This window comes from Methylobacterium mesophilicum (assembly GCF_036441335.1).
In the GTDB taxonomy this organism is placed as follows: Bacteria; Pseudomonadota; Alphaproteobacteria; order Rhizobiales; family Beijerinckiaceae; genus Methylobacterium; species Methylobacterium mesophilicum_B.
Map to the genome: position 1 here is coordinate 225691 of NZ_MLBW01000009.1, position 11942 is coordinate 237632.

Sequence of the window (11942 nt, forward strand, 5' to 3'; positions counted from 1 at the left end):
CGCGGTCCGGTCTCCCGCCGGCGGGTCATCCCGCTGGCGGCCCCTCGCGCGACCGGAACCCGTCGGCCCATGCGTCTGCTCGCTCCCCTCGTCGCCGCGCTCCTCCTCGGCGCCCCCTCGGGGGCCGCACGGGCCGCCGAGCTCACCGGCACCCTCAAGAAGATCCACGACAGCAACAGGCTGGTCCTCGGCGTGCGCGATACCGCCACGCCGTTCAGCTACCTGGACCAGAACCAGAAGGTCGTCGGCTTCGCGGTCGACATCTGCCTGAAGATCGCCGACGCGGTGAAGCGCGAGCTGAAGATGCCGGGCCTCGAGGTCGGGATGGAGTTCGTCAACTCCTCGTCCCGCATCCCGCTGATGACCAACGGCACGATCGACCTCGAGTGCGGGACGACCACCAACAACGCCGAGCGCAAGAAGCAGGTGGACTTCACCAACACCCACTTCCTGACGGCGACCCGCTTCGTCTCCCGGAAGGACCAGCACATCGCCAGCCTGGACGACCTGCGCGGCAAGACGGTCTCGTCGGTGGCCGGCTCGACCAACATCCTGATGCTGATCAAGGCCAACAACGAGCGCAAGCTCGGCATCACGGTGATCGCCGCCAAGGACGTCCCGGAGGGCTTCCTCATGGTCGAGACCGGCCGGGCCTCGGCCTTCGTCATGGACGACGTGCAGCTCAGCGTGGTCGCGGCCCAGTCCAAGGAGCCCGCCGCCTACGTGGTCAGCGACGAGACCCTGTCCAACCCGGAGCCCTACGGGATCATGCTGCGCAAGGACGATCCGGCCTTCAAGGCGGTGGTCGACCGGGCGACGGCCGATCTCTACCGGAGCCCCGAGATCATGGTACTCTACGACCGCTGGTTCCTGAAACCGGTGCCGCCGCGCGGCCTCAACTACAACGTGCCGCTGTCGTCGGCCCTGCGCTGGGCCTTCGCGCACCCGACCGACAATCCCGACCCCGCGTTCTACGCGCACTGATCTGTCGCGCGGCGGGGTTCCGCTCCGGCGAGGGAGATGCGATGCCGCGATCCTGACCCCGCCCGCGTCGCGAAGCGTGCCATGACCGACAGCACAGAGCCGGCTCTCCCGACCAGCGCGGCCGTCGCCGCGCCGCCGGCCACGTCGATCCCGCGCCTGATCCTCGTGCTGGCCTGCGCGGGCTTCGGCAGCACCTTCGCGCTCCGCTCGGTCGAGCCCCTGGTCGGCGTGCTCGCGCGGGACCTCGCGAGCGACGCGCACACCGTGGCGCTCCTCTCCACCGCCTTCGCGCTGCCCTACGCGTTCATCCAGCCGGTGCTCGGCCCGATCGGCGACGCGCTCGGCAAGGAGCGGGTGATGAGCACCTGCCTCGCGGTGCTCGCCGTGGCGCTGACCCTGTGCAGCGTCGCGCCGGATATCGGCAGCCTGTTCGGCCTGCGCATGCTGGCGGGGGCGGCCGCGGGCGGCTGCATCCCGCTGTCGCTGGCGCTCCTCGGCGACCGCGTGCCGATGGAGAGCCGGCAGGTGGCGATCGGGCGCTTCCTCGTGGCGGTGATCCTCGGCCAGCTCTCGGGCTCGACCTTCGCGGGCCTGATCGAGGCGGCGATCGGCTGGCGCGGCGTCTTCGCGGTCACCGCCGCGGTGGCGGCGCTCGCCTGCGCGGCGACCGTCCTCGGCTTCGACCGGGCCGGCCGGGCCCCCGCCCGCCGCCCCGCCTTCGGCGAGGCGGTGACGCGCTACCGCACGATCCTGGGCAATCCCCGGGCGCGGGTGCTGTTCGCGGCGGTGTTCATCGAGGCGATCGCGATCTTCGGCGTGTTCCCGCACCTCGCCCCGCTGATCGAGGCGCGGGGCGAGGGCGGCCCGCGCGAGGCCGGTCTGGTGCTGGCGGGGTTCGCGGTCGGCGGCCTGCTCTACTCGGCGCTCGTCGGGCTGCTGGTGCGGCTGCTCGGCCTGCCGCGGATGCTGATCGGCGGCGGCCTGATCTGCGGCGCGTCGCTCACCGTGGTCGGGCTCGCGGGCTCGTGGCAGGTCGACTGCGCCGCGCTCACCGCCATGGGCCTCGGCTTCTACATGCTGCACAACACCTACCAGACGCAGGTCACCGAGGTCGCGCCCAAAGCCCGGGCCTCCGCGGTGGCGCTCCACGCCTTCTCGTTCTTCTGCGGCCAGGCGCTCGGCGTCGCGGTGATCGGGCAGGCGCTGCTCCGGTTCGGCCAGCTCGGGGCGCTCCTGGGCTGTGCTGTCACCATCCTGGCGCTCGGGATCGCCACGGCCATCGCCCTGCGCCAGAAGCCGGCGCCGGTGGCGTTCCCGGGCTGAGGTCAGGCTCGCCGCAGCGCGAGACCCTTCAGGTCGAAATCCGGGTCGGCCGCCTGATCGGGCGTCAGCGGCGTCCCGGCCGCGAGCAGGCGCCGCGCGATCATGTGGTCGCCCGCGCGGTCGACGGACTCCACCGCGCTCAGCTGCCCGTCGCGGAAGCGGAAGACCGAGACGGCGTCGCCGGTTCCGCGGACCACGCTGGCATCGCCGGGTCCCGACAGGCCCGCGATCTGCAGCTTGTGCGGACCCTGGTCGCTCCAGAACCACGGCAGCGCGCCGTAGGCGGCGGGCTTGCCGGTGAGGCGCGCCGCGAGGCAGCGGCCCTGGTCGATGGCGTTCTGCACGGACTCGATCCGCACCGTCCCGTCCGGCGTCAGCCCGCGGGCGAAGGGGCTCGGGAAGCGGGCGCAGTCGCCGATCGCCGAGATGGCCGGGTCGGGCGTCGCCAGGAACGCGTCGACCCGCACGCCGTCCTCGGCCGGGAGGCCGGCCTCCGCGGCGAGTTCCCGGTTCGGCAGGACGCCGATCCCCACGAGGATCAGGTCGGCCGCGAGTTCGCGTCCGTCCGCCAGGGCGACGCCCGCGGCGCGGCCGTCCCGGCCGACGATCGCCGTCACGCCGGCCCCGAAGGCGAAGCGCACGCCCATCGCGGCGTGGGCACGGCGGAAGAACGCGCCCATCTCGGACGAGACCGCCCGGGCCATGGGCCGATCGGCCGCCTCGATCACCGTCACCGGGACGCCGCGCGCGGCCGCGACGGCGGCGAATTCGAGCCCGATGAAGCCGGCCCCGACCACCACGACGGCCCGGGCCGCGGCGAGATCCTCCTTGAGGGCGTCGGCATCCGCGAGGCCGCGCAGCTGGCGCACGCCCGCGAGTTCGGCGCCCGGGACCGGCAGGGGGCGGTTGCGCGCGCCGGCGGCGAGCACGAGGTGGTCGTAGGGGAGGCCGGTGCCGTCCGAGAGCTGCAGGCGGCGCGCGTCCCGGTCGATCGCGACGGCGCGGAGCCCCGGACGGTGCGCGATGGCGTGCTCGGCGAAGAAGCCGGGCGGGCGCAGGAACAGGCCCTCGCGGTCGGTCTTGCCGGCGAGGTAGGCCTTCGAGAGCGGCGGCCGCTGATAGGGCAGGGCGGTCTCGTCGCCCACCAGGGTGATCGGGTCCCGGAATCCGCCCTCCCGCAGGGAGGCGGCGAGCTGGAACCCGGCCTGCCCGGCCCCGGCCACGACGACGCCGGCGCTCACGCCTTGGCTCCGGCCGGCACGAGGCCGCTCTGGGCGACGCCCGGGAGGCTGCGCGCGCCCTCCGACATCAGGTAGGACCAGACCGCGGAGGCGGCGGGACCCAGCACCTTGTCGGCGCGCCTCACCGCGTACCAGTCGCGCCGGATCGGCAGGCCCCTGACGTTGAGGAGGACGAGGCGGCCGCTCTCCAGCTCGGCCGCCACGGAATGCACCGAGAGCAGCGCGATCCCGAGCCCGGCCATCACCGCCTGCTTGATGGTCTCGTTCGACCCGGTGTCGATGTCCAGCGGCGCCCGCTTGACCAGGACGCCGGTCATGAACTCCTCGAAGACCATGCGGGTGCCCGAACCCTCCTCGCGCAGGAAGAACGGCTGGTCGGCGAGGTCCTCGCGGTTCAGGTCGGTCCGGCCCGCCAGGGGATGGCCCGGCGGCGCGATCAGCACGATCGGGTGCGGCCCGAAGGTGGCGGCCTCGATCGGGAAGTCCCGGGGCGGGCGGCCCATGAGGGCGAAGTCGATCTCGTAGCCGCGCAGCGCCTCCACGGTCTGGCCGCGGTTGCGCACCGACAGGCTGATCTCGACACCGGGGTGCTTCTTGACGAAGCCCGCGATCACCTGCGGGGCGAAGTACTTGGCGGTGGAGACGACGCCGAGCGCCACGCGCCCGCCCTCCGCGCCGCGCAGGGTGCGCAGGCGGTCGGTGCAGGTTTCCAGCACCGTGTTGATGCTGTCGATCGCCCAGAGCATCTCGCGGCCGGCATCCGTCGGCTTGAGGCCGCCCGGCGTCCGGTCGAACAGCAGCAGCCCGGCCTCCTCCTCCAGCTGGCGGATGCGCGCGTAGAGGGCGGCCGAGGTGACGTTCAGCTCCTGCGCAGCCCGGGTCATGGTGCCGAGGCGGGCCACGGCAGCGACCGCCTGGAGCTGCTTGAGGGAGAGGTTGCGCATGGCGGATTTCTCGGCGGACATCTCGTTTTTTTCGTCCTATGGCACAAGATCGCACAGAAATCTTGAAGGCGCGGCCGCGGGTTCCTGTCGATCCGGAGACAGAGACCGCTATCTTGGCAGCGGAGCGGCCGCTACAGAGCCGGCGCGGAACGCGCGATCCCCGCGGGCGGGATCCGAGCAGGAGGAGTAGGCCGATGGCAATTTCAGCGGCGATCGGGACGCCCCTCGAGACCTGCCTGGCGCAGGCCGTGGACGCCAATCCGGCGCTGAAGGACGCCGCCGCGGTGATCGCGGCCGTGGCGCGGTCGGCGGTGGAGATCAGCGAGCGGATCGGGCGCGGCGCGCTCGGCGGTGACCTCGCGGCGGCCGGCGATCACAACAGCGACGGCGACGTCCAGAAGGCCCTCGACGTGATCGCCCACGAGAGCGTGACCGCGGCGCTGCAGGGCGCCCCGGTCGCCGAGGTCGCCTCCGAGGAGGCCGAGGAGGTGATGCGTCTGAACCCGGACGCGCCGCTGGCCGTCGCCATCGACCCCCTCGACGGCTCCTCCAACATCGGCGTGAACATGGCCGTCGGCATGATCTTCGGCATCCGGCCGTCGATCAAGGATGCGGCGAACCCGCTGGCCTCGTTCACGACCCCCGGCTCGACGCAGATCGCCGCGGGCTTCGTCACCTACGGTCCGGCCACGGCGCTGATCCTGACGCTCGGCGACGGCACCCAGTCCTACGTGCTCGACCGCGCCGAGGGCCGGTTCAAGCTGACGAGCCCGGCGATGTCGGTGCCGGCCTCCGCCAAGGAATTCGCCATCAACGCCTCGAACGCCCGCCACTGGGACGCCCCGGTCAAGGCCTATATCGAGGATTGCCAGCGCGGCACCGAGGGGCCGCGCGACAAGGACTACAACATGCGCTGGCTCGCCTCCCTGGTGGCCGACATCCAGCGCGTGCTGACCCGCGGCGGCGTGTTCCTCTACCCGGGCGACGCCCGGAAGAACTACGCCCGCGGCCGCCTGCGGCTGCTCTACGAGGTCGCGCCCGTGGCCATGCTGGTCGAGCAGGCCGGCGGCGCGGCCACCGACGGCCAGACGCGGATCCTCGACCTCGTGGCCACCGGCATCCACGAGCGGGCACCGCTGGTCTGCGGCTCCACCGAGGAGGTGGCGTGCGTCGCAACCTACTATGGCGGCGGAAAGCCCGATGCCGGCCGCTCGCCGCTTTTCGGCCAGCGCGGCCTGATGCGGTCATAGCCGCACCGTGAAGTCGTAAAGGCATGTCGGCGCGTCATCCCATCATCTCGGTGACCGGCTCGTCCGGGGCCGGAACCACCTCGGTGCGCAACACCTTCGAGCAGATCTTCCGCCGGGAGGACGTGCGGGCGGTCTTCATCGAGGGGGACGGCTTCCACGCCTTCGACCGCGACACGATGCGGGCGATGATGGCGAACGAGCCGACGCTGTCCCACTTCGCGCCGCGGGCCAACCTCCTGCCCGAGCTGGAGGCGGTGTTCCGCAGCTACGCCGAGTCCGGGACGGGCCGGACCCGTCACTACGCCCATGACCAGCACGACGCGCAGGCCTACGGCATCCCGGAAGGCAGTTTCTCGGACTGGGAGACGTTCCCGCCCGATTCCGACCTCCTGTTCTACGAGGGCCTGCACGGCTGCGTGGCCGACCAGGACGTCGACATCGCCCGCTACGCCGACCTGAAGATCGGGGTCGTGCCGGTGATCAACCTCGAATGGATCCAGAAGCTGCACCGGGACCGCTCGTTCCGCGGCTACTCCACAGAGGCGGTGACCGACGTGATCCTGCGGCGCATGCCCGACTACGTGCAGACCATCTGCCCGCAATTCTCGTTCACCGACATCAACTTCCAGCGGGTGCCGACGGTCGACACGTCGAACCCGTTCATCGCCCGCTGGATTCCCACCGCCGACGAATCGATGGTCGTGATCCGCTTCAAGGACCCGAAGGGGATCGACTTCTCGTATCTCGTCTCCATGATTCACGACAGTTTCATGAGCCGGGCCAACTCCATCGTGATCCCCGGCGGCAAGCTCGACCTCGCGATGCAGCTGATCCTGACACCGATGATCATGCAGCTCGTCGAGCGCCGCCGCCGGCTGGCCTGAGCCGATCCCGAAAGCCTCCCATGCTCGCACCCGTCATCGCCCCGTCGATCCTGTCCGCCGACTTCTCGAAGCTCGCCGAGGAGACGCGCGCCGTGGACGCGGCCGGGGCCGACTGGATCCACCTCGACGTGATGGACGGCCATTTCGTGCCCAACATCACCTTCGGGCCGCCGGTGGTGAAGGCCCTGCGCCCGCACACGCAGAAGTATTTCGACGTGCACCTGATGATCGCGCCGGCCGACCCGTACCTCGCGGCGTTCGCGCAGGCCGGCGCCGACGGCATCACGGTCCACGCCGAGGCCGGCCCGCACATCCACCGCTCGCTGCAGACCATCCGCGACCTCGGCAAGCGCGCCGGGGTGGCGATCAACCCCGGCACGCCGGCCGCCATGGTCGAGCCGGTGCTCGACCTCGTGGATCTCGTGCTGGTGATGACCGTCAATCCCGGCTTCGGCGGCCAGAGCTTCATCAAGGGCGCCATGGAATCGGTGGCGCGGGTGCGCGCCATGGTGGCGGGCCGGGACATCCGCATCCAGGTCGACGGCGGGATCGATCCCGAGACCGTGAAGGTCGCGAGCCGCGCCGGGGCCGACACCTTCGTCGCCGGCAACGCCGTGTTCAGCGGCGGCCCGGACGCCTACGCCGAGCGCATCGCGGCGATCCGCGAGGGCGCGGAGGGCGCCTCCGGTCGCGACCTGTCGTGCTGAGGGCGCTGGTCTTCGACGTCGACGGGACCCTCGCCGAGACCGAGGACCTGCACCGGCAGGCGTTCAACCGCGCCTTCGCGGAACTCGGCCTGCCCTGGCGGTGGGACGAGGCGCTCTACGCCGACCTGCTCGCCGTCATGGGCGGCAAGGAGCGGCTCGCCCACTACATCGACAGCGAGCACCCGGCGGAGGCCGAGGCGCTCCACGCCCGCGCGCCGGAGATCCACGCCATCAAGACGCGCGCCTACGGCGACCTCGTCGCGCGGAACGGCCTGCCGCTGCGCCCCGGGATCGCCCGGCTGATCGCCGAGGCCCGGGCGGCCGGAATCCGGCTCGCCGTGGCCACCACGACGAGCCGCCCGAACGTCGACCGGCTCCTCGCCGCCAATTTCCCGCCGGGCGCCGCGCCCTTCGACGTGATCGCGGCCGGCGACGAGGCGAGCCGCAAGAAGCCCGCCCCCGACGTGTTCCTGCTGGCGCTCGCCGGCCTGGCCATCCCGGCCTCCGAGGCGGTGGCCTTCGAGGATTCGGCCGCCGGCATCAGCTCGGCCCGGGCCGCTGGCTTGCCGGTCCTCGCGACCCGGAGCCGCTACACCGAGAGCCACCGGCTCGACGGCGCCTTCTCGGCGGTGTCGGATCTCGGCGAGCCGGACCGTCCGCACCGGCACCTCGCGGGCGTCGAATGGCCGGGCGGGGTCGTGGATCTGCCCGCCCTGATCCGGTGGCACGAATCCCGGGACGGTCAGAGCGTGCCGGTCCAGGCCACGGGCACGAGCCGGTAGCCCGGCCCGTCCCGCTCCACGTGGCCGAGCGACGGGAAGGGGAAGTGGTAGCCGACCACGCGGGCCCGCTCGGACGAAGCCATGTCGTAGAAGCGGTGGCGCGTCGCCTGCGCCTGATCGGCGTCGTAATCGTACATCACGTGCCAGTCCGGGTGCTGCAGGAAGAGGGCCGGGATGTTGGTCACGTCGGATTGCACCAGCAGACGGTCCGCCCCCGAGGCGATCGCGAAGGCCGTGTGGCCCGGCGTGTGGCCGGGGGCCGCGAGGGCGGTGATCCCGGGCGCGACCTCCGCGTCCCACGCGAAGGTCCCGATCCGGTCCCTCAGGTCGCCGAGCACCCGGCGGGTGTTGGCGAAGTAGCCCTGCGTCACCGGATCGGCGGCGCGGGCCATGTTGGCGTCGCTCATCCAGAACGCCCAGTCGGGTGCCGCGGCCCGGATCTCGGCCTTCGGGAAGGCGAGGGACCCGTCCGCCCGCTTGAGGCCGTTCGTGTGGTCGGGATGGAGGTGCGAGAGCAGGACGAGGTCGATGTCCTCGGGCGCGATCCCGGCCGCCGCGAGGTTCGCCGCGAGGCGGCCGACGGGCGCGCCCGGCACCGGGCCGTTGCCGGTATCGATCAGGACGAGCTTCGCGCCCGTGTTGATCAGCGTCGGGTTGAACGGCACCGTCACCTGGCCGGGCGGCATGTAGGCCGCCTCGGCGGCGCCGAGCGCCGCGTCCCGGGGGACGTTGCGCACGAAGCGGTCCGGCATCGGGAAGCTCCGCGCGCCGTCGTTGAGGACCGTGACCTCGCAGCTGCCGACGCGGGTCCGGTAGAAGCCCGGGGCCTGCGCGCCGCCGAGGGGTGCGGTGGCGCGGGCGCCGCCGCCGAGCCCCAGGACGGCCCCTCCGGCGAGCGCGCCACCGGCACGGCCGGAAGCCGGCCGCCTCGGCCTCGGCGCAGGTCCGGTGGAAGCTGACATTCTCGGGCCGCGCCGCGCGCGCGGCGCAGCTCGGACGGCAGTACACCCCCGTCGTGCGGACCGCGTACACGAAGGTGCCGTCGGCCCGCGCGTCGCGGGCGGCGAGGGCCGCCCAGCGCGCGGCATCGCTCGGGTCTGTCGTGGGAACGGGGCTCATGGCGCCGGCACTATGCGGCTTGGCGCGGGCGTTGAGGAGGGGCATGACGGGGCCTGCCGGGTGGGGGATGACGCGGGCAGCATCGTGTCGGTCCGCCGCCGCGCCGGCATCCCGCGCCTTGCGGCCGAATTCGACATCCGCGGCAGCCGCCGGGACGGGCAACCCGCCACACGAGTGCGCCATGGCTCCGAGCACGCCCGACCACATCCATGTCGGCCAGGACGGCTGGCTGTTCCTGAAGACGGGCACGAACGACGTGCTCGGCCAGTACGAGCGGCCGGAGGAGACGACCGAGCTGATCTGGCAGTGGCGCAGCCTCGTGACGACGCGGGAGCGGCGCCTGCGCGCCCAGGGGATCCTGTACCGCCACGTCGTCGCCCCGGAGAAGCTGATGATCTACGATCACCGGCTCGACGGGCTCACCATCCGGCCGAGCGCGTCGCCGGCCTACCGGCTCCTCCACAGCGAGCCCCCGGCAGGCCGCTTCCCCAATCCGGTCGGATGGTACGCGGCCTGGCGCCGACGGAGGCGCTGGCGGCAGACCTGCATCGATCTGGTGACGCCGATGCGGGCGCAGCGCGACGCGGCCGACCTCTACTGCCGGACCGACACCCACTGGTCCGCCGACGGCTGCTATCTCGCCTACGCGGAGATCTGCCGGGCGCTGGGCGCCGAGCCGCGACGGGACCTGCGGCAGCGGCCCTCCTTCGAGACCGACCACGACGGCGACCTGGGCAGCGCCTTCGATCCGCCGCGGCGCGCGCGCTCGCGCACCGTCCTGATGCAGCAGGACGCGGTCCGGACCTACGGCAGCCCGATCGTCGAAGCGCGGGAGAAGGCCGGCCTGCTGCACACGCTGCATGTCGGCGCGCACGTGATCTACGGGAACGCCAAGGCCACCGACCCGCGCCGGCTGGCGCTGTTCGGCGATTCCTTCTCGCACGTGATGCCGTACATGCTGACGATCATGCTGGCCGAGACGTTCCGCGAGGTGCACTTCGTCTGGAGCACGTCGCTGGACTGGCCGTATATCGAGCGCGTCCGGCCCGACATCGTGCTGACCGAGGTGGCCGAGCGCTTCATGGTGCAGGTGCCCGACGACACCTTCTCGGTGGAGCGCTACGCGCAGGACCGCTTCGGGGCCGAGCTCGCGGCTGCGGGCGCCTGACGGGCCGGCCCGGATCTCCGGGGCGCGAACACGCCGCGACTCCCGAGCCCTTCATTCCGGGATTGCCGAGCGGGCTCCGGAGCGCGAGCGCGCCCGACATGGCTCGACCGGTCCTGTCCGCTCCCCGGCTCGCCGGCCGTGCCCCTCACGCCTGCAGCTTGGCCACCAGCGCGTCCGACAGGGCGAAGTTGACGTAGACGTGCTGGACGTCGTCCTGGTCCTCGATCACCTCGACAAGGCGGATGAGCTTCTCGCCGGTCTCGTCGTCGACGTTGATGGTGTTCTGCGCCTTCCAGATCAGGCCCGTGCGGGCGGGCTCGCCGAAGCGCGCCTCGAGGGCCTTCGTGACCTCACCGTAGGAATCCTGGGCGCAGATGACCTCGTGGCCGTCCTCGCCGGAGCTGACGTCGTCGGCGCCGGCCTCGATCGCCGCCTCCAGCATCGTGTCGGCGTCGGCCACGGAGGCCGGGAAGGCGATCACGCCGACCCGGTCGAACATGAAGGCGACGGCCCCGGTCTCGGCGAGGCTGCCGCCGGACTTGGTGAAGGCCGAGCGCACGTCCGAGGCGGTGCGGTTGCGGTTGTCGGTCTGCGCCTCGACGATCAGCGCGGCGCCGCCGGGCCCGTAGCCCTCGTAGCGGATGTCCTCGTAGTTCTCGCCGTCGGCGCCGGCAGCCTTCTTGATGGCGCGCTCGATATTGTCCTTGGGCATGTTCTCGGCGCGGGCCGCCAGGATCGCGGCGCGCAGGCGCGGGTTCATCGCCGGGTCGGGCGTGCCGAGCTTGGCCGCCACCGTGATCTCGCGGGCGAGCTTGCCGAACACCTTCGAGCGGACCGCGTCCACCCGGCCCTTCCGGTGCATGATGTTCTTGAACTGCGAATGGCCTGCCATGACGGTTCAGACTTTTGTTCGTTGGCGAGGGCGGGCGTGCGGGACCCCGCCGTCGCGGCTGTGAGGTCGCGCCGTATATAGGCCGCCGCCTCCGGGCGAAGCAACGCGGCCGCATGCGGTCGGCGCCGCACGAGCCGACACGGACGCGCGGGCTTCGCAATCCCGTGACCGCGGAAAGAATGGCCGCCTCGGGCGTTGGCGCTGGACTTCACGCGCAGCGGGGAACCCGATCTCGAGCCGGAACGGACGCAGCACGGTCACGGGCGCGAGCGCCGGCCGCGTTGTCGCCCACGAACCTGGCCCGACGCGGCAAACGCGGGGCGATGACAGGCATGCAGGCACAGATGAACCGCCCCGACACTCTCTACCCGCCGAGGGGCACCGATCCCGGCGCCCACGGCCGCTTCGACGCCCGCGCGACCGGCAAGGTCGCGGCGGCCGACCCGCGCTGGGTCAAGCTCGGGATCGCGGCCGCGCTCGGCCTCGTGGCCGGCACGATGCTGTTCGCCACCGAGGCGCACGGGCGGGTGGCCGCCCGCGCCGATCGCCGGCCGGGCCGACGCTAGGACACGGGCCAACGCGGGTTTCAAGGAGGATCCGATGCCGGTCACGAACCGTCGCGAACTGGTGCGGGGCGCGCTCGCCGGA

Annotated in this window: 12 protein-coding genes and 1 pseudogene; 8 read left to right on the top strand and 5 right to left on the bottom strand. The window is 72.4% G+C overall.

The annotated features are described in order from the left end of the window. Positions 1-69 precede the first annotated feature (69 nt). Both MMR14E_RS07795 and MMR14E_RS07800 read left to right on the top strand, forming a co-directional pair. On the top strand, positions 70-984 hold the full coding sequence (locus MMR14E_RS07795) for an amino acid ABC transporter substrate-binding protein (protein WP_331313562.1): 915 nt from the start codon (positions 70-72) through the stop codon (positions 982-984). A gap of 81 nt (positions 985-1065) precedes the next feature. Further along, on the top strand, positions 1066-2307 hold the full coding sequence (locus MMR14E_RS07800) for an MFS transporter (protein WP_331313563.1): 1242 nt from the start codon (positions 1066-1068) through the stop codon (positions 2305-2307). 2 nt (positions 2308-2309) lie between these two features. Here MMR14E_RS07800 and MMR14E_RS07805 read toward each other — a convergent pair whose 3' ends face one another. Both MMR14E_RS07805 and MMR14E_RS07810 read right to left on the bottom strand, forming a co-directional pair. After that, positions 2310-3548 (bottom strand): NAD(P)/FAD-dependent oxidoreductase, encoded by a 1239-nt coding sequence (locus MMR14E_RS07805; protein ID WP_331313564.1) that lies wholly within the window; start codon positions 3546-3548, stop codon positions 2310-2312. Further along, positions 3545-4492, bottom strand: coding sequence for a LysR family transcriptional regulator (locus MMR14E_RS07810; RefSeq protein WP_331313586.1), 948 nt, complete (start codon positions 4490-4492; stop codon positions 3545-3547). The genes MMR14E_RS07805 and MMR14E_RS07810 overlap by 4 nt, the downstream gene beginning before the upstream one ends. Positions 4493-4686: 194 nt before the next feature. Between MMR14E_RS07810 and MMR14E_RS07815 the strand changes: the two genes are divergently transcribed. The 4 genes from MMR14E_RS07815 to MMR14E_RS07830 are packed head-to-tail and all read left to right on the top strand — an operon-like array spanning position 4687 to position 8115. Further along, a complete protein-coding gene (locus MMR14E_RS07815) occupies positions 4687-5742 on the top strand; it encodes a class 1 fructose-bisphosphatase (protein ID WP_331313565.1) in 1056 nt (351 codons plus the stop codon). 23 nt (positions 5743-5765) lie between these two features. Continuing rightward, a complete protein-coding gene (locus tag MMR14E_RS07820; RefSeq protein ID WP_012320495.1) occupies positions 5766-6626 on the top strand; it encodes a phosphoribulokinase in 861 nt (286 codons plus the stop codon). A gap of 20 nt (positions 6627-6646) precedes the next feature. Then, complete coding sequence (gene rpe / locus MMR14E_RS07825; protein ID WP_020092550.1) at positions 6647-7333, top strand: ribulose-phosphate 3-epimerase; 687 nt, start codon at positions 6647-6649, stop codon at positions 7331-7333. Next, on the top strand, positions 7327-8115 hold the full coding sequence (locus MMR14E_RS07830; RefSeq protein WP_331313566.1) for an HAD-IA family hydrolase: 789 nt from the start codon (positions 7327-7329) through the stop codon (positions 8113-8115). Before rpe ends, MMR14E_RS07830 begins: the two co-directional genes overlap by 7 nt. Here MMR14E_RS07830 and MMR14E_RS07835 read toward each other — a convergent pair. Continuing rightward, positions 8076-9077, bottom strand: coding sequence for an MBL fold metallo-hydrolase (locus MMR14E_RS07835; RefSeq protein WP_331313567.1), 1002 nt, complete (start codon positions 9075-9077; stop codon positions 8076-8078). The two genes, MMR14E_RS07830 and MMR14E_RS07835, sit on opposite strands and share 40 nt — an antisense overlap. Then, positions 9019-9234 (bottom strand): annotated as a pseudogene (locus MMR14E_RS07840) (Ada metal-binding domain-containing protein); the annotation flags it as partial. The gene MMR14E_RS07835 and the pseudogene MMR14E_RS07840, both read right to left, overlap by 59 nt. Positions 9235-9415: 181 nt before the next feature. Between MMR14E_RS07840 and MMR14E_RS07845 the strand changes: the two are divergent. Beyond that, a complete protein-coding gene (locus MMR14E_RS07845; RefSeq protein ID WP_331313568.1) occupies positions 9416-10402 on the top strand; it encodes an alginate O-acetyltransferase AlgX-related protein in 987 nt (328 codons plus the stop codon). A 145-nt stretch (positions 10403-10547) separates the two neighbouring features. Here MMR14E_RS07845 and MMR14E_RS07850 read toward each other — a convergent pair whose 3' ends face one another. Beyond that, positions 10548-11294 carry a YebC/PmpR family DNA-binding transcriptional regulator gene (locus tag MMR14E_RS07850; protein WP_331313569.1) on the bottom strand — a complete coding sequence of 249 codons (747 nt, stop codon included), beginning with the start codon at positions 11292-11294 and terminating at the stop codon, positions 10548-10550. A gap of 332 nt (positions 11295-11626) precedes the next feature. Between MMR14E_RS07850 and MMR14E_RS07855 the strand changes: the two genes are divergently transcribed. Continuing rightward, positions 11627-11860, top strand: a complete 234-nt coding sequence (locus MMR14E_RS07855; RefSeq protein WP_331313570.1) for a hypothetical protein — start codon at positions 11627-11629, stop codon at positions 11858-11860. Positions 11861-11942 lie beyond the last annotated feature (82 nt).

Excerpts from the sequence above, each read along its gene's own strand:
- MMR14E_RS07810 (WP_331313586.1), bottom strand. The coding sequence starts at position 4,492 with ATGCGCAACCTCTCCCTCAAGCAGCTCCAGGCGGTCGCTGCCGTGGCC.
- MMR14E_RS07815 (WP_331313565.1), top strand. The coding sequence starts at position 4,687 with ATGGCAATTTCAGCGGCGATCGGGACGCCCCTCGAGACCTGCCTGGCG.
- MMR14E_RS07850 (WP_331313569.1), bottom strand. The coding sequence starts at position 11,294 with ATGGCAGGCCATTCGCAGTTCAAGAACATCATGCACCGGAAGGGCCGG.
- MMR14E_RS07845 (WP_331313568.1), top strand. The coding sequence starts at position 9,416 with ATGGCTCCGAGCACGCCCGACCACATCCATGTCGGCCAGGACGGCTGG.
- MMR14E_RS07800 (WP_331313563.1), top strand. The coding sequence starts at position 1,066 with ATGACCGACAGCACAGAGCCGGCTCTCCCGACCAGCGCGGCCGTCGCC.
- MMR14E_RS07855 (WP_331313570.1), top strand. The coding sequence starts at position 11,627 with ATGCAGGCACAGATGAACCGCCCCGACACTCTCTACCCGCCGAGGGGC.
- MMR14E_RS07795 (WP_331313562.1), top strand. The coding sequence starts at position 70 with ATGCGTCTGCTCGCTCCCCTCGTCGCCGCGCTCCTCCTCGGCGCCCCC.
- rpe (WP_020092550.1), top strand. The coding sequence starts at position 6,647 with ATGCTCGCACCCGTCATCGCCCCGTCGATCCTGTCCGCCGACTTCTCG.
- MMR14E_RS07835 (WP_331313567.1), bottom strand. The coding sequence starts at position 9,077 with ATGTCAGCTTCCACCGGACCTGCGCCGAGGCCGAGGCGGCCGGCTTCC.
- MMR14E_RS07820 (WP_012320495.1), top strand. The coding sequence starts at position 5,766 with ATGTCGGCGCGTCATCCCATCATCTCGGTGACCGGCTCGTCCGGGGCC.